This is a genomic window from Solilutibacter tolerans (assembly GCF_900155935.1).
GTDB lineage: Bacteria > Pseudomonadota > Gammaproteobacteria > Xanthomonadales > Xanthomonadaceae > Solilutibacter > Solilutibacter tolerans.
Genome location: NZ_FTLW01000002.1, coordinates 101695 through 124212, shown reverse-complemented (window position 1 = coordinate 124212; position 22518 = coordinate 101695). Strand labels below are relative to the sequence as shown.

The following is a 22518-nucleotide window of genomic DNA, read 5'->3' as shown; positions in this document are numbered from 1 at the left end:
TTAGCGCTTACGCGCTAGGCGGCGATCAGTACAGGCGCTGGCGCTTGGTGACGTCGCGCGAGGTACGACGCGCCTGACGCTTCACTGCGGCTGCAGCCTTGCGCTTGCGTTCCTGGGTCGGCTTCTCGTAGAACTCGCGCTTGCGGGTTTCAGCCAGAACACCGGCCTTCTCGCAGGTGCGTTTGAAACGACGCAGGGCAAATTCGAAGGGCTCGTTTTCGCGAACTTTGACGCTGGGCATAGGAATCTCTTGATGACAAGCCGACCATGGGTCGGGTGAGCCGCGTATGGTAAACCCAAGTGGGGGCAGGCTGCAAGCAAGGGGTCGGGAGCGGTAAGCTTGCGGCATGAAGGTCCTGGGTATCGAAACCTCTTGCGATGAAACCGGCGTGGCGGTCTACGACACCGACGTCGGGCTACGCGCGCATGCCGTCTACAGCCAGATCGCCCTGCATGCCGAATACGGCGGCGTGGTGCCCGAGCTAGCCAGCCGTGACCATGTACGCAAGCTCTTGCCGCTGATCCGGCAGACATTGGACGAGGCGGGCATCGCACTGGATGAGCTCGATGGCGTGGCCTACACCGCCGGCCCGGGCCTGGTGGGTGCGCTCTTGGTGGGTGCGGCAGCGGCGCGATCGCTCGCCTGGGGTCTGAATCTGCCTGCTATCGGCATCCACCACATGGAAGGACATTTGCTCGCCCCCTTGCTGGAGGACGAGGCCGCCAAGCCGCCTTTCGTCGCGCTGCTGGTGTCCGGTGGCCACACCCAGTTGGTCGATGTGAAATCTTTGGGCGACTACCGCCTGCTGGGCGAAACGCTGGACGATGCGGCGGGCGAAGCCTTCGACAAGACCGCGAAATTGATGGGTCTGCCGTATCCGGGTGGCCCGCAGCTGGCAGCATTGGCCGAAGTCGGCACGCCGGGCAAGTTCAAATTCTCGCGGCCGATGACTGATCGGCCGGGTCTCGATTTCAGCTTCAGCGGGCTGAAAACCCAGGTGCTGCTCGCATGGAAGGCCAGCGACCAATCCGAGCAGACCCGAGCCGATATCGCGCGCGGCTTCGAGGATGCGGTGGTCGACACCCTGGCAATCAAATGCGAGCGTGCGCTCGATGCTGCTGGCTGTAACACGCTGGTGGTGGCAGGCGGCGTCGGTGCCAACAAGCGCCTGCGCGCCAAATTGCAGACGATGGCCGAGAAGCGTGGCGGGCGTGTCGCCTTCCCGCGGCCGGCGCTGTGCACCGACAACGGTGCGATGATCGCGTTTGCTGGCGCGCTGCGTTTGCAGGCGGGTGAACATACGGATCTGGGCGTGCATGTCACCCCGCGCTGGGATATGGCGACGCTGACGGCGATGTGATGTCTGCCAGGCCGAGACGACGGTGATTCACAGGCTTGCGCATCCATGAATGGACGTATGCATTATCACGACACCATCTTCACCACGACCGGTATCCTGCGGTCATAAGATGAGCCGAAAAGGTTTGCGGATTCCCATGGATATCGTTTTCATCGAAGCGCTGGAGATCGACACCGTCATCGGCATCTATGACTGGGAACGCCAGATCAACCAAAAAGTCGTACTAGATATCGAGATGGCGTTCGACAATCGCCGCCCCGCCGCCAGCGATGACATCGTCGATACGCTCAATTACAAAGATGTCTCGAAACGACTGATCGCGTTTGTCGGTGAGTCGAAGTTTGGCTTGGTGGAATCGCTGGCCGAGCGCTGCGCCGACATCATCCGTGAAGAATTCGGTGTGCCATGGCTGCGTCTGAAGCTGAGTAAGCCTGGTGCGGTCACAGGTTCGCGCGCGGTCGGCGTGATCATTGAGCGCGGCACGCGACCAGGCTAAGGCGATGAATACAGACTGGCATCGCGCGTATTTGAGCCTGGGCAGCAATATCGATGCCGAGATGAATCTGGCGTTGGCGTTTTCCGCCTTGCGCGGGCGTTTCGAGCATGTGCTGCTATCGCCGGTCTACCGCACTGCGTCGGTAGGCTTCGAGGGTGCGGACTTCCTCAACGCCGCGGCCGTGTTGGAAACACGGCTGTCTCCTGAAGAGCTCGATGCCTGGCTGCATGCGTTCGAAGATGCCAATGGCCGTGATCGGAGCGGCCCGCGCTTCTCCGATCGCAATATCGACATCGATCTTGTTCTGTACGACGAGCTGGAGATGCAAGGCCCGGGCAATCTCAAGTTGCCGAGGCCTGAACTAAAACATGCTTTCGTGTTGCAACCGTTGGCGGATATCGCGCCGGATGCGCGGATCGCCGGTACGGGTTTGACGGTGATCGAAGCATGGCGCGCGCACGGGGATTTCGGCATGCCAGCCGAAGTGGTCGAAGTTGAAGGTGGTGCGGGCTAAAGGCCCATTGCGTCAGCCGAGCGTGTTGCGCCCGCCGTCCAGGCGCAGGATTTCGCCGGTCATGTAAGTCGCATCTTGCAGAAGCCAGCGCACCGCTTCGGCGACTTCTTCCGCGTTGCCTGCGCGTGCCAGTGGCGTGCGCGAGATGAGCTGCGATGACAACGCATCGTCGATGCCGTGTTCCGGCCACAGGATCGCACCCGGGGCAATGCCGTTCACCCGCACCTTCGGCGCCAACTCAACCGCGAGTGCACGTGTCACGCCGGTCAATGCCGCCTTCGATGCCGCATGCGCGCTGATGTTGCTACGTGGCTGCTCTGCATAGGCATCGACCATGTTGACGATGGCGCCTTGTCGATGTGTCAGGTGCGGCGCGGCGGTTTGTGCGAGGAAGAACGGCGCCCGCGCGTTGATCGCGAACAGGTCATCCCATTCGGCGGGCGTGACCTTGCCGAAGGGTGTGGCGTAGTAAGCGGAAGCGTTGTTCACCAGTGCATCGAGACGGCCGAAGCGACCGACGGTTTGTGCCACAAGCTCGGGAATGCGGTCGAAGTCGCGCAAGTCGGCGGCGAGGGTGATCAGGCTTCCGGCGCGCACGCGGTTCAGTTCATTCGCCAGCGAGCGCGCTTCATCCGCCGAGGCGCGGTGGTGTAGGGCGATGTCGTAGCCGGCCGCATGCAGTCGGCGGACAATGGCCGCACCGATGCGCTTGGCGCCGCCAGTAACGAGTGCGACCGGATGGCCAGAAGATGTCGGATCAAGACTCATGGGGGGATGCTAACCGAAGCGATATCGCAGTGATTAACGGTGATTTGAGCCGGATCAATGCCAGCCATGCCCGAACGTCCGATACTTCCGGCACCAGAGGGAGGAAATGCCATGCATCCGATATGGGTGGAAATGCTGCAAAAGCCGGTTGGTTGGCTAACGATCATCGGCGGGATCATCCTGATCGCGATGCCTTTCGTGGTGCGTGCGTTCATCCGCAAGCAGATGCGCGAAGAAGACCGGCGCAAGGACAATTGAGGACGTGAAAACGACACGTGCACGCAGGTATGCTGGCGGCATCCTCGCAACACGATGTCCGCATGTCCCAGAGTTTGCCAGCCCCTGATGCCGATGCCCGCGCGCACAGCGCCAAACTTGAAGCGTTGATCCGCTCGGAAATCGCCGGACACGGGGGAGCGATTCCATTTTCGCGCTTCATGGAGTTGGCCTTGTACGCGCCGGGTCTTGGTTACTACAGCGCCGGTGCGACCAAATTTGGCTCGGCAGGTGACTTCGTGACATCGCCCGAATTGGGGCCGCTTTTTGCTGCCTGCGTGGCCGATGCGATGATGCCCGTGCTGCGTCAGATCGGGCCGCAGGCTCAGTGGTTGGAGATCGGTGCGGGTAGCGGCGCGTTTGCCGAAGTCGCGATCAAGCGACTGCTGGCCCAGGACGCGATGCCTGCGCGTTACGCCATCCTTGAGCCCAGCGCCGACCTGCGCGCGCGCCAGCGTGAGCGTCTGCGTGAGCACTTGATTCCGCCGGTGTTCGATTGCGTGGAATGGCTGGATGGGCCCATCGACGAAGAGTGGCAAGGTGTCGTATTCGCCAACGAGGTAGTCGATGCGCTGCCGACCAGTCGCTTCGTGATCGGCGAAGACGGCGAGGTGCACGAGGAATATGTCGCCAGCTACGCTGATGGCGGATTCCTCATCACCACGCACGATGCCGACGCGATGATGGTCGCTGCGGTCAAGCACGTGCAGGATGCGCTGGATGAGCCACTGCCTGCGGGCTATCGCTCGGAAATCCTGCCGCAGCTGCCGTACTGGGTGCAGGCGGTGATCGGGCGGCTCAAGCGTGGCGCGATGCTGTTCTGTGATTACGGTTATCCGCGTCGCGAGTACTACGGTGCGTGGCGTGACAACGGCACGCTGCGTGCGTTCCGCCAGCATCATGTGGTGAGCGATGTGATGCAGTATCCGGGCTTGCAGGACATCACTGCCTCAGTCGATTTCACGGCATTGGCCGAGGCCGGCACGAATGCAGGGTTTGATTTGGCGGGTTATTGCACGCAGGCCAGCTTCCTGTTGGGCAATGGCCTGGAAGCGCGTTTGGCGGAAGCCGAAGCACGCGCGAAGGACGAGGCGGCGATGCTGCGACTACGCAATGAAGTAAAGCAACTCACCTTGCCGGATGCGATGGGTGAGCGCTTCCAGTTCATCGGTTTCGAGCGTGATGTCGAGTTCGAGCATGCTTTCCTTGCCGGCGATCTGAGCTGGCGGCTGTAATGCGCTGGGGGCGTTCGCTAAAACCCTTTCGGCGCCCACTCTTGTGGTCGGCCCTGTGGATATTGACGGTAGCTTTGATCGTCGCCGGGTCATTGCTGCCGCCGGGCGATTTGCCTGCCCAGGCGATGGGCAATGACAAGGTCATGCATTTTTTGGGCTATTTCCTGCTCATGGCGGGTGCGGTGCAGTTGTATGCGCGGCGTCCTTCATGGGTGGCGATGGCAGTACTGCTGGCCTTGCTGGGTGTTGGGCTTGAGTGGCTGCAGGCTGCGATGCATATGGGTCGCACGGCGGATCGTGCGGATGCTCTTGCCAATACCCTGGGTGTGTTGGCGGGGTTCACCACCGGGTTCACGCCGCTGCGCGATCTTCTGCTGCGAATCGACGGCGGGCGCTGACCTGGCTCAGCCCGTCGCGCGTACTCGGTGAATGGCATCGATGCGCGCCTTGCGCATGGCTTCGCCTACCGCCGGACCGCTCAGCCCTTTCGCGACATCGGCGGCTTTGACGGTTGATGCAGCGGCATGCAGGCGTTCCAATTCCATTCGTTGCGGATAAGCCTCGTTTTCAAGTCCCGTGCGGCCTCGCTTGTCGGCTTCGCACACGATGGCGAGTTGCCCGATGCGCGCTGGCTGACGAAACCCGTCGCAGCGCTCCAGCAACTTCAACACGGTCTCGTCTTTCAGCTCAAACAGGCGATGCACATTGAGATGCTCGCGGCAGGCGATCTCAGCCAGTTGTCGATGCGTAGTCGGCACCTTCAGCCGTTCGCCCAGCACGCGTAGGGGATGCAGGCCACGTTGTTCGTGCATCACATGGCGTGGCAGTTCATCGGCAGGGGTCAGTGCTTTACCCAGGTCATGCGTTAACGCAGCGAAGCCGATCAGGTCATCGCCCGATGCAAGGCGCGCGGCGACATCGCAGACCAGCTCGACATGCACGCCGGTATCGACCTCCGGATGGTATTCGGCACGCTGCGGCACGCCGTAGAGCGCATCGACTTCGGGCAGGACCACGGCCAGCGCGCCACATTCGCGCAGCGTACGCAAAAAGGCCGAAGGCTTATCCGAGCGCAACGCGCGAGCCAGTTCCTGCCAGACGCGCTCGGACGTGAGCGCGGCAAGCTCACCGCCTTCCACCATCTCACGCATCAAGGCCATCGTTTCTGGCGCGATGCTGAAGCCGAGCGGTGCGAAGCGCGCCATGAATCGTGCCGCACGCAGCACGCGCAACGGATCTTCGACGAAGGCAGGGCCGACATGGCGCAGTACGCGTGCTTCGATATCGGCGACGCCACTGAACGGATCGATCAACTCGCCCGTGGCTTCGTCGCGCGCAATCGCATTGAGGGTGAAGTCGCGGCGGGCGAGGTCTTCCTCCAGCGTGACATCGGCTGCGGCATGCACCACGAAGCCGGTATAGCCCTGGCCGGATTTGCGTTCGGTACGGGCAAGCGCGTGTTCTTCGCCGGTATCGGGGTGCAAAAAAACCGGGAAATCACGGCCCACTTGTCGGAAGCCTGCATCCAACATCGCTTCGGGCGTGGTGCCCACGACGACGAAGTCGCGGTCGCCCGGCTCTAATCCAAGCAAGGCGTCGCGTACCGCGCCACCGACCAGATAGGTACGACCCGGCATCACTACATCAACGTGGCATGTGTTGCGAGAGCAACGACACCAGACGCGTAGACCCTTCGCCGCGCCCCAGCTTCAACTCGATTGGTCCAGGCTGGCCGGAGAGCCATAATTTGAAGTCGGACTCCAGATCGAAATGCCCGGCCGTTTCCAGCGAATGCATGACGATGCTGCGATAGGGAATGCTGCGGTACTCCACCTTTTTTGCGGTCACGCCCTGCTTGTTGATCAGGATCAGGCGTCTGTCGGTGAACACGATCATGTCGCGCACGAAGGCGAACGCAGCTTCAAGTACCTCGCCTTCGGCCATCAATGGGCGAAGTTCCGGTTCGAGTTTGGCGACCGATGCTTCACCGGCGTGACCTAGCAGGCTGTCGATCAGGCCCATGCGACTTCTCCGATTCGATTTGGTGTTGGAAGCAGAAAGTGTACGGCCTGCGCCGTGCTTGCTAGCGTGCAGGCGACGAGCAGTTGAAGCCGACGCGCTTGGCGTCCAGCTTGCCGTTGATGCGATCGCTCACGCGTAGCGCATCGCCATTCATGCGCCAATCGTAGATCACGCTGAAAGCCAGCACGCGTGCCACGTATTCGCGCGTTTCCTTGTAGCTGATCGTCTCGATCCACAGGTCCGGGTCGAAGTCTGGGCGTTGCGTGCGCCAGCGCGTAGTGGGCGTGGGGCCGGCATTGTAGGCGGCGATTGCATGCGGCAGATCGCCCCATTTGTCATGCATCTCGCGCAGGTACGCACTGCCGATGGCGATGTTGCTGTCCGGGTCGAACAAGGTTTCCTGCGCGCCGTTCCACGGCAAACCGATCTTTTGAGCCGTGGCCTGTCCCGTCGCGGGCAAGACTTGCATCAGGCCCATCGCATTCGCAGGTGAGCGTGCTTGCGGGTCGAAGATGCTTTCCGCGCGAATCTCGGCGGCGATCCATGCGGGGTCGATGCCGTTGCGCTGGGCTTCGCGGCGAATCGTGTCGGTGTGATGCAGCGGGAAGCGCAGTGTGTACAAGCGCAGCTCTTCCGGTTTGCCGTCGCGACCCAAGTTGAACACCGCGCGATCAAACCAGGCGTTGTCCTGCGCCAAGGCGATCGCGACATGGCGGCCGGCATCGTCGAGGCCTTTCAGCGCGTCATTCCACTCGCGCAAGGCCCAATCGCGTTGACCAATGCGATACAGCGCGAAGGCGCGTTGCAGCGCAGGTGTTGCGGCCACTTGGCTTTGTAGCGTGGGCGTCGGCGCATGCGGCCAAGGGCACAGCGGATATGCTGTGCCCACGCGGTCAGCGGCTAGAAAGCCATGAAATTCGGGTGACTTCGCCGCGATCGTGTATTGCGCACGCGCAGCGGCCCTGTTGCCGCCGGTGAGTTCGGTCAGACGTGCATCGAAATAGCGGTATTGCGTGTCGTTCCGCATCTCAGTCGGCATGCGGTGAATCGCATCCAGCGCGCCGGCCCAATCGCTTCGGGCCATCGCCTCGCGCATGCGCAGGCCATGCAGGCGTTCGTCATAGGCGGATGTGGGCACGGCGGCCAGTCGCCGTGCGCCTTCAGGTTCGTATGACGCCGCCGATTGCAGCGCGATTTCGTACAGCACGCGGCCGCGCTGGGCATCGTCCAAGGCAAGCAATGGCGCAAATTCAGCCAATGCGGCTTCGCCATTGGCCGGTGATTTTTTGGCCATCGACACCAAGGCAGCAGTTGCGACTGCCCGACTACGCGCCGTGCGCGGCCACTGGGATGCGGCATCGCTCAACCCGCCAGTCATGGCCGCTGCATAAGCATTGGCCAGCGTGCGGTCGCCCTCGGGTAGCCCTTCGGCGACCTGGCGCATCAATGCAGGCTGGCTTTCAGCGATTGCCAGGTCGATGCGTTGCCAACGCAAGGCATCAGTCAATCCACCACTGGCCTGCCAGGCCTCGAAGGCTGGGTTGCATTCGGCAGACACGGCTTTGCCCGACAGCCATTGGCGACGCACATCTTGCGCCCATGTGGAATCAGCCGGATTGACTTGATGGCGCGCATTGAGCGCCATGCAACGCAGCGAGGCGCGCTCGATGGCCGGCTGCCACGTGGCCACAAAACGCGGCCAGTCCTGGCGACGCGAGAGCGCGGCCAGCCAGTCCTCGCGGAAGCTGCGGCCCACGGCATCATTGGGATGTGCGGCCAGGAATGCATCGGCTTCTTCTACGGTGATGCTGTCAATCTCGCGGCGCAGGCGTGCGTAATCCGCCCAAGCGGCCGCGGGATTGGTGCGGATGCTGGCGCGCATGGCGTCGTCCAGTTGGCCACGACCGCCGGCATCGATCGCCGCCTTCAGCGCAGCGTCTTCACGCGTTTGCGCGTCATTGGCTGCAGCGCGGGGCGCATCGGGCCGCAGGGTGGGGACCGAAGACGGTGGTTCACGGTGCCCGGCGCAACTTGCGCCGAGCATCGCGAACATCAGCAAGGTGGACGTATGCCATCGCATGCCCCGACTATAACGGCGGTTTTATGAATCGGAATGACGGATGCCGCTGGATCCGCTGATGTTGCTGGTTTTTCTGGGGCTGGGCGCTGTCGCCGGCGTGCTGGCGGGCTTGTTGGGGGTGGGGGGCGGACTGGTGCTGGTCGCGGCCCTCGCATGGCTGCTCCCTGCGCAAGGCGTGGTCCCATCTCAGGCCGCGATGCATGCAGCGTTGGCGACATCACTGGCCAGCATCGTGTTCACCGCGATGTCGTCGGCCCGCGCCCATGCCCAGCGCGGCAGCGTGTTGTGGCCGACGGTGGCGTGGATGGTGCCGGGCATCCTGATCGGTGGCTGGCTGGGCAGCCGGGTCGCCATTGGTTTGGATGGGATGTGGCTGCGTTGGGGCGTGGCGGTCTACTGCCTGATCGCCGCGGCGCAGATGCTCTTGAGCAAGCCGCGTGATCCGGGTGATGCGAGCCTTGCGCCGCGCGGCCCAGCGTTGACCGCTGCCGGCGGCGTGATCGGTGCCGTGTCGTCGCTGGTGGGCATCGGGGGCGGCAGCATGACCGTTCCCCTGCTGACCTGGCGCGGTGTAGTGCCCGTGCGCGCGGTGGGCACCTCATCGGCCTGCGGGGTCTTCATTGGTCTTGCCAGCGCATTGGGTTACGCACTGAACGCGCCGGCCGGGGCTTTGCCATCCCATGCGGTGGGTTATGTGTACCTGCCAGCAGCGATCTGCGTGGCGATCGCGTCCGTACTCGCGGCCCCATTCGGAACACGCATCGCCCATGCCATCAGTGGGCCGATGTTGAAGCGGGTGTTTGCGCTGTTCCTGCTCGCGGTGGGCGGCAGTCTGCTGCTGCCATAAGCCTTATCGGCGCAGCGCGGCTTCCGGCACGTCCAGCTCCACCGACAAGGCTAAATGATCCGATGCCGCCGCAGGCACGGCCGCGCGCGTGGTGCTGTGGATGCTGTCGGTGGTCAGCACGTGATCGATGGCACGCTGCGGATTCCATGCGGGGAATGTATGCACATCGCAATCCGGCGGTTGCAGGCGCGTGTGCTTGTAGAGCACTTGCATCTCCGGTTGCTGCGCCAGGCAGTTGAAGTCGCCCATCAACACTGCATTGGGCGCGTCCGACAAGACTTCCGCGATGAACGACAACTGCGCCAGGCGCGATTGCGCCCCGAGCGAGAGATGCGCGACGGCGACCAAGAGGCCCTCGTCGCCGTGGCCGAAGCGCCCAACCAGCACGCCACGGCCTCTGACCCGGCCGGGCAGGGGATGGTCGAAGACTTCGACCGGCTCCATTTGGCTCATCAGGCCATTCGCGCTGGAAGCGACCCCGCCCACGCTGCGGTTGGGCTGATGGGTCCAGAAGGCGAACCCCGCGCGATTGGCCAGGTAATGCGTCTGGTTGGTGAAGCCGGAGCGGAAACTGCCTGGATCGGCCTCCTGCAGGCCGACGATGTCATGCCGGCCTGCCAGTTCGGCGATCGCATCCAATGCCCCCCGCTTGTTGCCGAGCGGGGTGACATGGGACCAGCTGCGTGTCGCGTAATCGCTGTAGCGTCGCGTGCTGGAGCCAGCCTGGATGTTGGCCGACAGCAGCCGTAGGCGCTTGAAAACCATCAGGGCTTACTTGGCGCCCGCGGCGCGCTCCTGCGCGATCAGGCCATTGGCGATCTGCAACTGCTCGTCGTGGCTCTTGCCGAGGATGCGGTACTTGCCGTTGACGATCAGGGTCGGTGTGCCTTCCACACCACTGCGCTGGGCGAACTGGAAGCCTTGGCCCAGACGCGCCGACATCGCAAAGCTGTTCATCGCCTGGGCAAAGGTCTTGCTGTCCACGCCCTTCTTGCCCAGGTAAGCCTGGATTTCCTCGGCGCTGGCATTCGGCGGCAGTGCGCGCTCAACGTGGATGGCGTTGAACATGGTGTTGTGCACCTTGTCGATTTGGCCGGTGGTTTCAGCCGCGTAGTAGACGCGCGCCATGGTGTCGTTCGGGCCGCCCGAGAGCGGGACCGGAGTGAAGCGCACATCGGCCGGCAGCTTCTTCTTCCAGGCTTCGATGCTGGGCTCGAACGAGAAGCAGTGACCACACCAGTAGGCGAAGACTTCGACCACTTCCACCTTGCCATCCAGCGGCTGCAGCGGCTGGCCATTCGGGATCACGACGTAATCCACGTTTTCGACCAGATTGGATTTGGCGTTGGTTTCGGCCGCCACTTCAGGCGTGGTGGCTGCGCTGGTATCGGCAGCCGGGGTTTCTGCGACGGCAGCATTCTCAGCGGCTACCTCGTCCGCTGGCGCGACGACGACGGGTGCTTCGGCGGTCTTGTTGCAGGCGGCGAGCAGCAGAAATGGGACAAGCAGCGGCAAATGGCGCTTCATGCGGAAGTCTCCGGTGTGAATGGACAAAGAGGGAGGAAGTGGCGATTCAGCGCCCTTGTGACTTCAATTGTGCGGCCAGTTGGCTGGCAATGCGCAAGACCTCCTGGTGGCTCCGCCCCAGGACGCGGTATTTGCCGGCAACAATCACCGTCGGCGTGCCCTCGATCTGGCTGGTCTCGATGAATTTGTTGGCCCAGCGCACTTGCGCCGCAACTGGCTTGGAATTCATCGCCGCCAGGAATTTTGCTGCGGTCACGCCGTAACGGGTGTGGAACTGGGCCAGCTCGTCCTCACTGGCATTCTTCGGCAGGCTGCCATCTGTATGGATGGCGCGGAACAGATCGTGATGCACCTTGTCCAACGGCAGCTTTAGCTGGCGGGCGGCGAAATAGGCCTTGGAGAACGGGTCTTCGGGGTCGAACGCGGCTGGAACGTAGACGAAATCGACATCCTTGGGCAGGCCGAGCTTCCACTTGTCGACCAAGGGTTGGAAATTGTTGCAGTGATGACACCAGTAGCCAAATACCTCGGCGATCTCGACCTTCCCCTTGGCATTGGCGAAGGGAATGCCGTTCGAAATGGGAGCGTAATCACGGCCCTCCACCAAGGCGGCGGGGCGATCCTGGGCCTGCGACGTGGCCGCAAACAACAGGGCCAGCGAGGTGAAAAGGGTGAAAGCAGCGTGTCGAATGATATTCATGGCAACCCCACGATAGGCGGCGGAAGGTGAGCTACGGATAAAGAAACGCCAGCCGTGGGGCTGGCGTAATGATCAAGGGGGAGCTGATATGACCCCAGCCGACAGCGGAAGTTCCTGCTGGCAACGATTAGCGGGCCGGCGGCGCGGATTCAGCGGCCGGCGCAGGCACGATGGCTGTGGGGGCCGTCGGCGCTGGCGGCAGGCCGCCAGCCGCTTCAACGGCCGCGACCTGCTTGGCATCGGCCTGATCGGCGGTGGCATGCAGTCCCTGGATGTAGCTGGCCAGCGACTGGATTTCCAAGTCGGTCAACGACTTGGCGACCAGCGCCATCTGGTCGAATTGGTGGCGATCCGGCTGTGACGTCACGCCAGCGCGGTATTCCTCGAGACGACGGGCGAGGTAACCAGCCTCCTGGCCGCCGACGTGCGGGTAGGACGGGCCTGGGTTGCCGCTGCCGCTGGGGCCGTGGCAGGCGAAACAGGCCGGGATGCCGCGGCTGGCGTCACCGACGCGGTACAGGTCCTGGCCCGGCTGGTAGAACTTCTGACCGTTGTAGGGGCTGGCCGGGTCGTTGATCACGGTGTCGATGGCGACGCCGGCACCGCTGCGCTGGGCGGCGTAGTGCGCGCCTACATCACGCATGTCCTGGGCGCTCAGTACATCGGCATAGGGCTTCATCAGCGACGCCAGGCCCGTGGTGCGGTGGTTGGCCTTGAACAGCGCCAGCTGCTTGGCGACATAGCGTTCCGGCATGCCGGCGATGCGTGGGGCATCTTGTTGCATGGCATTGCCGTCCAGACCGTGACAGGCGGCGCAGGCACCGGCCAGCGTACCGCCCTTCTGCGCATCACCCCATTGGGTCTTGGCCAGTGCGGCCACGGCGTCGGTGGCGGCTGCGGCGTCGATCGAGATGGTCTCGGCCGGCGCTGCTTCCGGCAGCGGATTCACAGTGGTCTGGGCGACGGCGACGGCGGCGACAGCCAAGATGGCCAGACCGGCGATGCCATAAACGCGGGCGTTGCGCATGTGGAGCTCCAATCGAAGACGCGTGCGACAGGGACGCATCGTAACCGTGGAATTATCGGCGCGACCCGGGCGTACGGTCAAACGGCCCGGTTCCGAGGCGGCCACGTGTCATTCTATGGGGATGTCGAATCCCTTTGCCCGCGCCCGCTATCTCCTCTCGGCCCATACTGCCCGCCAATTGCCTGTGGAGGGTGGCCGCGAGGTCGCCTTCGCCGGCCGCTCCAACGCCGGCAAGTCCAGCGCCCTGAACGCGATCTGCCAGCAGAACGCGCTGGCCCGTGTCTCCAAGACCCCGGGCCGCACCCAGCAACTGGTGTATTTCGACCTGCCGCCGTTTGCCGATATCTATCTCGTGGACCTGCCCGGTTACGGTTACGCCAAGGTGCCCAAGGAGATGCAGGAGCACTGGCAGGCCTTCATCGCCGACTATTTCGAGACACGGCGGTCATTGTCGGGTTTGGTGGTGGTGATGGATATTCGCCATCCGCTCAAGGAGTACGACCAGCAGATGCTGGGTTATGCGGTCCGGCGCGGCATCCCCGCACATGTGCTGCTGACCAAGGCCGACAAGTTGTCTCGCGGCGCTGCCGGCAACGTGCTTTTGCAAGTCCGTCGCGATCTGGCTGCGATGTTCGGCGATGCCGTCAGCGTGCAAGTGTTCTCGGGCGAGTCCAAGCAGGGTGTGGATGAAGCGCGCAGTGTGCTGCACGGCTGGCTGGAACTGGCCACGGCCAAGCGCGCCACTTGATGGGGCGATGCCGCTCAAGACAATAATCAGGGCGACGTAGGCAGCGGCGAATATTCCACCGGCAGCCAGGCATAGCCTTGGCTCTCGCGGCGCACATGCCCCAGCCCGGGGAAACTTACGTGCGCGGCGGCGATCCACCAATCTTCGCGTGCGGCGCGCTCGAGGAGGGTTTGTCTCGCCGGCACAGCATGGTTGGCATCCGCGTCATATTGATAATGCGCCTCCGGATGCGCGAATTGCGCGCGGTAATGCAGCGTATCGCCCCAGGCGAGCACGGGCTTCGCACCGATAGCATCAAACAGATACGCAGTATGTCCGGGCGTGTGCCCATGCACAGCCACGGCTTTCACGCCTGCGGGCAATGCATCCTTCGCGGTAAACAGGCGCAATCTGTCTTGCGCACGGTATGGCGCGACCGCGGCGCGCTGCATTGCAAAAAACATGCGCAATGTTTGTGGGACACCAGGGCGGTCTTCTGCTCCTTCGGCAGGGAAAGCTGCGCCATCCTCCCCAGGTAGCCACACCGTGGCGTTCGGGTAGGCTGCGTTGCCTTCGGCATCCAGTAATCCGCAAAGGTGATCAGGGTGCGCGTGGGTGATGAAGATGTCGCTTACCTCTGCCGGCCTGTAGCCGGCAGCACGCAAATTGGGCAATGTCTGCGCGAGGCCGGGGCCGAAGCATTGTGCGCTCCCGGTATCGACCATCATCAGGCGCTTGCCGTCGTTGATCAGAAAAACGTTCACCGAGGTCTGCAAGCCGTTCGCCGTTTCAGGGAGCAAGTCACGGTCAATCAACGCGTCGCGTGCTGCGGGCGTTATGCCGAGTAGCTGTGTGCGCGGCAAATAGAGCACGCCGTCGAACAACGCGGTCACCCGCAGATTGCCAATGGGCTGATGGTAATAACCCGGCGCTTGTTGTTGGGGGATGGGCGATGGCGCGGCAAGGTCGCGCGCGATGAGTGTTTCTGTAGCGAAAAGCTGGCAAGCAAGTGCAAGCATGGTCGCGCGGATGACGCGCGCAAAAGAGGTGCTGCGGGAGTTCGTTTGCATGATGATTCGCGCCGATGTCGTGGGGCGGCCAGCATCGCGCACCGATATTGCGCCGGGTGATCAAAAAAGCGCGTCAATCGCTCAGGCAGCAGCGTTGCCGATCTGTGCGGGGTCTAATCCGTAGCGGTCATGGAATCGATGCACGAAGCTGGACACAGACCGGTAGCCGACCTTAGCGGCGACGGTCTTGACCGGCCAGCGTGTGGTGTAGAGCAGCTCGATCGCGCAGGCGAGCCGCGCCGAGGCAATGATCTCGCGCAAGGATGTGCCTTCGGCAGCAAGCCTGCGACGCAAGGTCGGGCCGCTGAGTCCAAGCCTGTCTTCAACATCCTGTGATTGCCAATTGCGCGCAGGGTGCTCGGCGACCATTGCACGCAACTGGGCGGCAAGATTGGGCGGTGGTGGCAGCAGCATCGAGGCATGTCCGCGACGGCAGAGCTCCAGCACCACCGCGAGCATCGCTACCCGTGATTCGGTCTCTTGCCCGGCCTGCTGCGCGTGCAGCCAGCGGCGCAAAGGCTCGACGAAATCCGCAACATCGAATCGAGCGATGTCGTCCCCTTGTGCGTTGATAGGGACTTCCCATAACAGGCGTGCAGCAGCCATTACTTCCTCACATAGCGGGCCAAGCACGCTCAGATAGAGGCCGCTATCGGGATCTGGAATATTCACTACATCCAGCTGGCAGCGTCGCGTGATTACCAGCAAGTCACCAGGCACGAGTTCCAGCCTGAGGGTTGCCCCTGCGATGCGCTTGCGCCCCTGGAGCAGCACTGCAAGCGTTGGTCGCTCGACCTCCAGCCCCTTGGCGCCATGCTCATGTCGCGCGGTAATGCAGGGATGGCCGCCGTCAGTTGCCTGGGCTGCAAACGCGGCAAACGCTGCCAATAAAGCTTGCTTGGGCGTAGGGGCCAGATTCATGCCGCCGGATGCTACACCCACGCGCATGCGCCTGGTCACCTTCGACACTGCGAATGATCAAGTTGCCGAGCTATGCTGGCGGCACCTCTACGGATCTTGCCCATGTCAGGCCCCTCTGCCCAGAACGAAACACAGATCACCGACTACCGCCAGCTGGTGGACGTCATGGCTTCCGGCGAAAAGCCGCCCGCGGATTGGCGCATCGGTACCGAACACGAAAAGTTCGGTTTCCGTCTCGATGATCTGCGTCCGCCGACCTTCGACGGCCCGCAGGGCATTGAAGCCTTGCTGAAAGGGCTGACCCGCTTCGGTTGGCAGCCCTATGAAGAAAACGGCCAGGTCATCGCACTCTCGCGGGATAACGCGTCAGTGACATTGGAGCCGGCGGGCCAGTTGGAACTCTCCGGCGCGCCGCTCGAAACCATCCACGACACCTGCAAGGAGGTTGGCGGCCACTTGCGCGAAGTGCGTGAAGTCGCGGACGAGTTGGGGCTCGGCTTCCTCGGCATGGGCTTCCAGCCCAAATGGCGGCGCGACCAGATGCCGTGGATGCCGAAAGGCCGCTACAAGATCATGCGTGACTACATGCCCAAGGTTGGCAAGCTGGGCCTGGACATGATGACGCGCACCTGCACCGTGCAAGTCAACCTGGATTACGCCAGTGAAGCTGACATGGTGAAGAAGTTCCGCGTGTCGCTGGCGTTGCAGCCGGTCGCGACTGCATTGTTCGCCGACTCGCCCTTCACCGATGGCGAACCGAATGGCTATCGCAGCTATCGCTCGCACATCTGGACCGATACCGATGGCGACCGCACCGGCATGCTTGATTTTGTGTTCGAGGATGGCTTCGGTTACGAGCGTTACGTTGATTACCTGATTGATGTGCCTATGTACTTCAGTTATCGCAATGGCGAATATATGGATCTCGCCGGCCGCTCGTTCCGCAAGTTCCTTGCCGGTGAATTGGACGAGTTGCGCGGCGAATTACCAACCATGCGCGACTGGAACGATCACATGACCACGGCGTTCCCGGAAGTACGGCTTAAGAAATACCTGGAAATGCGGGGCGCCGATGGCGGGCCGTGGGGTCGGCTGTGTGCGCTGCCTGCGTTTTGGGTGGGCCTCTTGTATGACGATGCCGCCCTGGATGCCGCGTGGGACCTGGTCAAAGATTTCACCATGGCTGAACGTCACGCATTGCGTGACGGCGTGCCCAAGCACGGTCTGGCGTTGCCATTCCGTGACGCCACCATGCGCGAGTTGGCGATCGAAGCCGTGAAGATATCCATCGCGGGCTTGCGCCGTCGCGCGCGGCGCAACATCGCAGGGCAAGATGAAACCGCTTTCCTCGATACGCTGATCGAAATCGCCGAGGCCGGCCAGACCGCCGCTGATCGCAAACTCGCCCTGTTTCATGGCGAGTGGAACGGCGACATCGATCGCGTGTTCAAGGAATTTGCGTACTAAGGTGCACCTGTTCGCCAGTCATCCAAATGGATGACGATATTGATATTGATGCAACAAGGAGTTGACGATGAATGACACATCCACCGCCGGGCAAACGATCAAATCCCGTGCCGCCGTCGCGTTCGCCGCAGGCAAGCCGCTGGAGATCGTCGATATCGACGTGGCCCCGCCCAAGGCCGGCGAAGTGCGCGTGCGCATCACCCACACCGGCGTTTGCCACACTGATGCTTTCACCTTGTCCGGTGATGATCCGGAAGGCCTGTTCCCGGTGGTGTTGGGGCATGAAGGCGCAGGCATCGTGGTCGATGTCGGCGAGGGCGTGACCAGTGTCAAACCAGGCGACCACGTCATCCCGCTCTACACCGCCGAATGCGGCGAGTGCCTTTTCTGCAAATCGGGCAAGACAAATTTGTGCACCTCCGTGCGCGCAACGCAGGGCAAGGGCGTGATGCCGGACGGCACGTCCCGTTTTTCGTACGAGGGCAAGCCGCTCTATCACTACATGGGCTGTTCAACCTTCAGCGAGTACACAGTAGTTGCCGAAGTGTCCTTGGCCAAGATCAACCCTGACGCCAATCCAGAGCACGTCTGCTTGTTGGGATGTGGCGTCACTACCGGCATCGGCGCGGTGCACAACACAGCCAAAGTGCAGGAAGGGGATTCCGTCGCCGTGTTCGGCTTGGGCGGAATTGGTCTTGCCGTCATCCAGGGCGCACGTCAGGCCAAGGCAGGTCGCATCATCGCCATCGATACCAATCCGTCGAAGTTCGAGATGGCGAAGGAGTTTGGTGCGAGTGACTGCGTGAATCCGAAAGAGTACGACAAGCCGATCCAGGAGGTCATTGTCGAGATGACCGGCTGGGGCGTAGATCATTCCTTCGAATGCATTGGCAACGTCAACGTGATGCGCGCCGCGCTAGAATGCGCGCATCGTGGCTGGGGTCAGTCGGTGATCATCGGCGTTGCTGGGGCGGGTCAGGAAATTTCTACGCGGCCCTTCCAGTTAGTGACTGGCCGCAAGTGGATGGGCACCGCATTCGGTGGCGTGAAAGGTCGCAGTCAATTGCCAGGCATGGTGGAAGACGCGATGAAGGGCGACATCCAACTCGCACCTTTCGTCACTCATACGATGCCGCTGGATGGCATCAACGAAGCCTTCGATTTGATGCATGAGGGCAAGTCGATTCGTTCGGTGGTTCATTACTAATGATGCGCATAGAACATCACGTCTGCTTTGGCGGCGCGCAGGAAGTTTGGCAGCATCATTCCGATGTGCTGGGTTGCGACATGCGCATCGGTGTATACCTGCCGCCGCAGGCGAAAGACGGCCCGTGCCCGGTGTTGTACTGGTTGTCCGGGCTTACCTGCACCGAGCAAAACTTCATCACCAAGGCAGGTGCGCAGCGATACGCGGCAGAGCACGGCATCATCCTGGTCACGCCGGACACCAGTCCGCGTGGCGATGATGTCGCCGACGCAGAGGGTTACGACATCGGAAAAGGTGCAGGCTTTTACGTCAACGCGACCGAGGCACCATGGTCTGCGCATTACCGCATGTATGACTATGTCGTCGATGAACTACCTGCGTTGATCGAGGCTAGCTTCCCGGCAAACGATGCACGCGCCATCAGCGGGCATTCGATGGGCGGGCATGGTGCGCTGGTGATTGCATTGCGCAATCCGACCCGCTATCGCAGCGTGTCCGCGTTCTCACCGATCGTGGCACCCTCGCAAGTGCCTTGGGGGGAGAAGGCGTTCACGACGTACCTGGGCGCAGATCGTGATGCGTGGGCGCTGTACGACGCTACGGCTTTGGTGTCGAGTGAATTGAACGAGCGGCTACCCTTGTTGATCGAGCAAGGCCGCGATGATGAATTTCTTGCCAATCAACTCAAACCTGAGTTGCTTCAACTTGCAGCAGAAGCGCAGGGTCAGCCAATCACGCTCAACCTGCGCCCGGGCTACGACCACAGCTATTATTTCATCGCCAGTTTTATCGGTGAACACATCGTCTATCACGCCCGTGCAATGAAGGCGTGATTGGATGTAGAGTCGGCATGCACCCGGCTCTGCATCAAACTCACTCTTCGACGAATTTCTTGAGCTCATCCAGCCTGCGTTGCGCACGCGCCAGGCTGCGGCCCGTCACCGCGTCATCCATTGCGCTTGCCAAGCGTGGACGCATGGGGCTGCGCGACCAACGGTGAAACCACCAGGTCCCGAGTAGCCCAGCCACGCCGACGGCAAACATGATGCCGATCGATGCACCCATGTTGGCGTAGAAATTCACCTGCGCCAGCCAGTAGAACAACGTCGTCATGAAAGGGATCCAGAACAGCCACCACACCAGGCCAATGGACATGCCTCCCATGATGTAGAGCTTGCGTAGCCTGGCCAATTTTATTTGTGTGTCGGCCAGGGATTCACCGCGATCAATCTGCGCCAACATCCCCAAGGCCATGCCGGCCAATGCAATGCACAGTACGCCATAGACTTGAACGATGATGGCGGAATAGAACATGGCACTACCATCGCGCAACGCGCTCCACACCGAGACACCCAGCGCAATACAGAGGAGGCCAAACAGCATCTGCAGTGTTTGCCCAAGCCAAAGCGGCCACATGCCCCATTGGATGCGCGCGATACCGCGGCGACGTTCTTGCCGCAGAGTCAGGTCGCCCTGCTTGGCTAGGTGTGCCTCCAGTTTTTGGAAGCTGTGCTTGAGTGCGTCGAAATCGATTTCGGTCGTGGTCATGGCTTGGTTTCTTGGTTCATGCGGCGGCAAGTGTGGTACGTAGGCGGTCTTTCAATCGGGTTAGCTTGGTGCCGACGTTGCTTTCCGAGATGCCGAGTACTTCGGCTATCTCGCGGTGGCTGCGTTCGTCCAGATACAACATCAGCAATGCACGATTCATCGGATCCAGGCTTTGCATCGCGCGTTGCAGCAGCGCGAGGTGTTCGTCGTCTTCGTGGCTCTGTGTGGAAGCTTCACAATCGTGTAGGTCGGGGTCGTAGGCAATATGGTGGCGCCGTCGGCGGGTTTCGCCGCGCACATTCGAGATGGCCACGTTCAAAGCCACGCGATACATCCAGGTCGAGAACGGACGATTGATGTCGTATGTCGGCCATGCCTGCCAGAGCGCGGCCACGATGTCCTGCATCAGGTCGTCGCGGTCATGCGGGCTCCACGCGTAGCTACCCGCGACTTTGCGCACGATGCCGGCATGGGCCTGCAGCTTGGCTTCGAAGTTGGCATCGATGGTGTGGCGATCCATCGTGGATGTTGGCGCGCTGGGCATGGGGGGTGTCGCGATCAAAAAGGTGTCGAAGAGGTGGTTCGCACGAACGCGTCAAACATCACACATCCTCCCCGGACCCGACATCTGCCGAGCGACGAAACCAGGTTAGCTGGCCAATACCCAGTCGGTGTAGGCGAAGCGTTGGTCGCGCAGCGTGGTCTCGCCCTGGTTGAGGGTGAGCGGTCGGGCGAACATGGGTCCGGCATAGACGCAGGTGTGGAACTCGCCGTGTTCTCCGCAGGGGTCGATGTCGCAGGGAAGTTCGGCCAACAGATCGAAATCGAAGTGGCGGCCTGCAAAACGTGCATCGAGTTGTCGGGTATCTACGCAGCATAAACTCGCGCGCAATCCGCCCGCGATCATGTCCCGCGCAAGCGTATTGGTATCAGCGCCAAACAACGGGTAGTGAGTTTGCCAGCCATGCCGGGCGCAGAGCGCGTTGCGCCAATCGCGCACATCGGTCAGCAGCAAATCACCGAAGGCGATGTCTTGGATGCCCGGCCAGCGCGCTTGCGCTTCGGCCAAGGTGTTGGCGAAAGCGGTTTCGTAGGTGGTGTTGTCGGCCTGCTGAGGAATCCAGCTTTCCAGTACGGGTAGCCCGGCAACTTCCGCCTGGGCATGCAGGACATCACGGCGGATGCCCTGCATCGAGATGCGATCAAAGCCTTCGGTGAGCGTGGTCAGCAGGCCGACGACTTCGACGCACCCCTCTTGGCGCAGCGTGTGCAAAGTCCAAGCGGCATCCTTGCCACCGCTCCAGGCCAACAGCAGGGGTGTCGGGGTGTGGCTCAGGACGCGGTGACGTCGCGCAACTGCCAGTAGGTGCCGGCCAGCAAACGCAGGCGGTGCTTGAGGACATCGCCGGAGAGTATGGTCACGGCTTGCAAATCGATATGCAGATCGTCCTGGGTACCGGTGACGACGGCGTTGGGATCGGTCGCGGCGAGTGCGGGATCGACGTCATCGGGTTCGTCTTGCGTTGCCAGCCATTTTTGGAACACGCCGCCGGTGCGTAGGGCATCTTGCAGTTCTTCGGCAAAGCCTTGGGCGCCGTGCGAATGAAAGCCGAATTCACCGCCCACGCGGGCTTTTTCCGGATCGGGCAAGGTCAGGTAATAACGCATGGGGTTGTGCTCCGTGTTGGGTACGCCGCAGGGGCGCAGGTTATTAGGATAACGTGCGCCGGGTGACGATCGCACGCACCTCACGCCAACTTAAGCGGGCCTTCCTTGCAGTAGGCGGCGGTCAGCGCACCTTTACCGATATTGATGACGCCGGTCAGACCAAGCATGGATTCGATCACTTCCACGCCATGCTCTTGGCAGGTTGTGATCAGATTCTTGTAACCCGGCAGATTGCGCATATCGTCGAGTTCACCGCCATAGCTGATGCAGACGGCATCGACCATCAATTTACTGCGGACATTGAGCGCGATGGTGTCGAATAACTTCTGCGCGGCGGGCTCGAACCCGCGGACCTTGGCAACCGGCGTGGTTTTGCCGCGATGTGCGTGGACCAGCGGTTTTACAGCCAGTGCGGTGCCGAGCATGGCGCTGACCAGGCTCACGCTGCGATCCCCTTTTTTTGCGGCCACGGTTGCGCATGTAGTAGAGATCGGGCGTCACTACGAGGCCTCGGGTCGAATTGACTACGCGCTCCAGCCGGGTGCGAATACGCATCGGGCTTTCACCGGCCTTGCGTTGGCGCAAGGTGTCCCAGGCGGGTAGCGCCTGACCGGCGAAAAGATTGCCGGTGTCCTGCACGCGCAGCGCGAACGGCGTGTTGTTACCCGCAGCGCGGCGAATCTCGTGATAGTCGTTGAGGATGCCGAAGCTGGCTTGCACTGCGCGCTCGTAGATTGGGCTGCGGCTGGACGCGATGGTCTGGCAGAACACGTAATCGTACTCGTGCACGAGTTTGCTCAGGAACAGCTCGCGGATCTGGTCCACGGTGTACGGAATGGTCTCGGCTTCGGCCGCATCCTTGGCAATGTCGCTTTCCATGAACTGCCGGGTTACGTCCGAATTACGGGTGTCCAGCGTCATGTGGTCTCCAATGCGCACGGCAATCGGCAACACGACAACGTTTTCGTCCGCAATCATTTCATCCGGCAGATCACAGCCGGCATCCACTACCAAACCTATGCGCATAGTTCCCCCTTTAATTCTCAGATAAAGTGGG

Annotated in this window: 26 protein-coding genes and 1 pseudogene; 11 read left to right on the top strand and 16 right to left on the bottom strand. The window is 61.9% G+C overall.

Translation table 11 applies throughout. The features are described from left to right. Positions 1-25: 25 nt before the first annotated feature. Positions 26-241 carry a 30S ribosomal protein S21 gene (rpsU, locus tag BW989_RS03740; RefSeq protein WP_036170822.1) on the bottom strand — a complete coding sequence of 72 codons (216 nt, stop codon included), beginning with the start codon at positions 239-241 and terminating at the stop codon, positions 26-28. Positions 242-347: 106 nt separating this feature from the next. Here rpsU and tsaD point away from each other — a divergent pair, with 106 nt between their 5' ends. From tsaD to folK, 3 genes are all read left to right on the top strand, one after another. Continuing rightward, entirely contained in the window at positions 348-1361 is a 1014-nt protein-coding gene (gene tsaD, locus BW989_RS03735; protein ID WP_076585547.1) for a tRNA (adenosine(37)-N6)-threonylcarbamoyltransferase complex transferase subunit TsaD, read from the top strand. Between the two features lie 136 nt (positions 1362-1497). Beyond that, positions 1498-1857 (top strand): dihydroneopterin aldolase, encoded by a 360-nt coding sequence (gene folB, locus BW989_RS03730; RefSeq protein WP_076585545.1) that lies wholly within the window; start codon positions 1498-1500, stop codon positions 1855-1857. A 4-nt stretch (positions 1858-1861) separates the two neighbouring features. Then, entirely contained in the window at positions 1862-2371 is a 510-nt protein-coding gene (folK, locus tag BW989_RS03725; protein WP_076585543.1) for a 2-amino-4-hydroxy-6-hydroxymethyldihydropteridine diphosphokinase, read from the top strand. 12 nt (positions 2372-2383) lie between these two features. Here folK and BW989_RS03720 read toward each other — a convergent pair whose 3' ends face one another. Then, positions 2384-3139, bottom strand: a complete 756-nt coding sequence (locus BW989_RS03720) for a pteridine reductase (RefSeq protein WP_076585541.1) — start codon at positions 3137-3139, stop codon at positions 2384-2386. A gap of 66 nt (positions 3140-3205) precedes the next feature. Here BW989_RS03720 and BW989_RS12550 point away from each other — a divergent pair, with 66 nt between their 5' ends. The 3 genes from BW989_RS12550 (at position 3206) to BW989_RS03710 (ending at position 5048) form a co-directional block, all read left to right on the top strand. Beyond that, on the top strand, positions 3206-3397 hold the full coding sequence (locus tag BW989_RS12550) for a hypothetical protein (protein ID WP_165688547.1): 192 nt from the start codon (positions 3206-3208) through the stop codon (positions 3395-3397). Positions 3398-3459: 62 nt separating this feature from the next. Further along, entirely contained in the window at positions 3460-4650 is a 1191-nt protein-coding gene (locus tag BW989_RS03715) for a class I SAM-dependent methyltransferase (protein ID WP_076586394.1), read from the top strand. Positions 4651-4691: 41 nt separating this feature from the next. Continuing rightward, positions 4692-5048: a VanZ family protein gene (locus BW989_RS03710; protein WP_242651281.1), complete on the top strand. Its 357-nt coding sequence runs from the start codon at positions 4692-4694 to the stop codon at positions 5046-5048. A gap of 6 nt (positions 5049-5054) precedes the next feature. Here the strand turns inward: BW989_RS03710 and BW989_RS03705 are convergent, their stop codons facing one another. The 3 genes from BW989_RS03705 to BW989_RS03695 form a co-directional block, all read right to left on the bottom strand. Beyond that, the gene (locus BW989_RS03705; RefSeq protein WP_076585537.1) at positions 5055-6287 is read right to left on the bottom strand and encodes a multifunctional CCA addition/repair protein; all 1233 of its coding nucleotides are present in this window, start codon (positions 6285-6287) and stop codon (positions 5055-5057) included. A 7-nt stretch (positions 6288-6294) separates the two neighbouring features. Further along, positions 6295-6672 (bottom strand): PH domain-containing protein, encoded by a 378-nt coding sequence (locus BW989_RS03700; protein WP_076585535.1) that lies wholly within the window; start codon positions 6670-6672, stop codon positions 6295-6297. Positions 6673-6733: 61 nt separating this feature from the next. Beyond that, positions 6734-8716, bottom strand: a complete 1983-nt coding sequence (locus BW989_RS03695; protein WP_076586392.1) for a lytic transglycosylase domain-containing protein — start codon at positions 8714-8716, stop codon at positions 6734-6736. A 76-nt stretch (positions 8717-8792) separates the two neighbouring features. Here BW989_RS03695 and BW989_RS03690 point away from each other — a divergent pair, with 76 nt between their 5' ends. Beyond that, positions 8793-9599, top strand: coding sequence for a sulfite exporter TauE/SafE family protein (locus BW989_RS03690; protein ID WP_242651276.1), 807 nt, complete (start codon positions 8793-8795; stop codon positions 9597-9599). 3 nt (positions 9600-9602) lie between these two features. On the opposite strand, the gene BW989_RS03685 is transcribed toward BW989_RS03690, so the two are convergent. The 4 genes from BW989_RS03685 to BW989_RS03670 all read right to left on the bottom strand — a co-directional run bounded on the left by BW989_RS03685 (position 9603) and on the right by BW989_RS03670 (position 12853). Beyond that, on the bottom strand, positions 9603-10364 hold the full coding sequence (locus tag BW989_RS03685; RefSeq protein ID WP_076585533.1) for an endonuclease/exonuclease/phosphatase family protein: 762 nt from the start codon (positions 10362-10364) through the stop codon (positions 9603-9605). A gap of 6 nt (positions 10365-10370) precedes the next feature. Beyond that, complete coding sequence (locus BW989_RS03680; protein ID WP_076585531.1) at positions 10371-11126, bottom strand: thiol:disulfide interchange protein DsbA/DsbL; 756 nt, start codon at positions 11124-11126, stop codon at positions 10371-10373. 46 nt (positions 11127-11172) lie between these two features. Next, complete coding sequence (locus BW989_RS03675; protein WP_076585529.1) at positions 11173-11826, bottom strand: thiol:disulfide interchange protein DsbA/DsbL; 654 nt, start codon at positions 11824-11826, stop codon at positions 11173-11175. Positions 11827-11953: 127 nt separating this feature from the next. Then, positions 11954-12853 (bottom strand): c-type cytochrome, encoded by a 900-nt coding sequence (locus tag BW989_RS03670; protein WP_076585527.1) that lies wholly within the window; start codon positions 12851-12853, stop codon positions 11954-11956. A gap of 121 nt (positions 12854-12974) precedes the next feature. Between BW989_RS03670 and yihA the strand changes: the two genes are divergently transcribed. Continuing rightward, positions 12975-13601 carry a ribosome biogenesis GTP-binding protein YihA/YsxC gene (gene yihA, locus BW989_RS03665; protein WP_076585525.1) on the top strand — a complete coding sequence of 209 codons (627 nt, stop codon included), beginning with the start codon at positions 12975-12977 and terminating at the stop codon, positions 13599-13601. A 26-nt stretch (positions 13602-13627) separates the two neighbouring features. On the opposite strand, the gene BW989_RS03660 is transcribed toward yihA, so the two are convergent. Next, positions 13628-14650, bottom strand: a complete 1023-nt coding sequence (locus BW989_RS03660; protein ID WP_076586388.1) for an MBL fold metallo-hydrolase — start codon at positions 14648-14650, stop codon at positions 13628-13630. 81 nt (positions 14651-14731) lie between these two features. After that, positions 14732-15571: a helix-turn-helix transcriptional regulator gene (locus BW989_RS03655; protein ID WP_076586386.1), complete on the bottom strand. Its 840-nt coding sequence runs from the start codon at positions 15569-15571 to the stop codon at positions 14732-14734. Between the two features lie 102 nt (positions 15572-15673). Here BW989_RS03655 and BW989_RS03650 point away from each other — a divergent pair, with 102 nt between their 5' ends. From BW989_RS03650 to fghA, 3 genes are all read left to right on the top strand, one after another. Beyond that, complete coding sequence (locus BW989_RS03650) at positions 15674-17038, top strand: glutamate--cysteine ligase (protein ID WP_076585523.1); 1365 nt, start codon at positions 15674-15676, stop codon at positions 17036-17038. 97 nt (positions 17039-17135) lie between these two features. Further along, a complete protein-coding gene (locus tag BW989_RS03645; protein ID WP_076586383.1) occupies positions 17136-18245 on the top strand; it encodes an S-(hydroxymethyl)glutathione dehydrogenase/class III alcohol dehydrogenase in 1110 nt (369 codons plus the stop codon). Continuing rightward, positions 18245-19078 (top strand): S-formylglutathione hydrolase, encoded by an 834-nt coding sequence (gene fghA / locus BW989_RS03640; RefSeq protein WP_076585521.1) that lies wholly within the window; start codon positions 18245-18247, stop codon positions 19076-19078. Before BW989_RS03645 ends, fghA begins: the two co-directional genes overlap by 1 nt. Positions 19079-19118: 40 nt before the next feature. On the opposite strand, the gene BW989_RS03635 is transcribed toward fghA, so the two are convergent. The 5 genes and pseudogenes from BW989_RS03635 to BW989_RS03615 form a co-directional block, all read right to left on the bottom strand. Then, positions 19119-19793 carry an ABC transporter permease gene (locus BW989_RS03635; protein WP_076585519.1) on the bottom strand — a complete coding sequence of 225 codons (675 nt, stop codon included), beginning with the start codon at positions 19791-19793 and terminating at the stop codon, positions 19119-19121. A gap of 16 nt (positions 19794-19809) precedes the next feature. Beyond that, entirely contained in the window at positions 19810-20337 is a 528-nt protein-coding gene (locus BW989_RS03630) for an RNA polymerase sigma factor (RefSeq protein WP_076585517.1), read from the bottom strand. Positions 20338-20442: 105 nt separating this feature from the next. Beyond that, positions 20443-21102 (bottom strand): Dph6-related ATP pyrophosphatase, encoded by a 660-nt coding sequence (locus tag BW989_RS03625; RefSeq protein WP_242651273.1) that lies wholly within the window; start codon positions 21100-21102, stop codon positions 20443-20445. 23 nt (positions 21103-21125) lie between these two features. Next, positions 21126-21461: a hypothetical protein gene (locus tag BW989_RS03620; RefSeq protein ID WP_076585512.1), complete on the bottom strand. Its 336-nt coding sequence runs from the start codon at positions 21459-21461 to the stop codon at positions 21126-21128. Positions 21462-21541: 80 nt separating this feature from the next. Beyond that, positions 21542-22487, bottom strand: a pseudogene (locus BW989_RS03615) (DegV family protein). Positions 22488-22518: the final 31 nt, after the last annotated feature.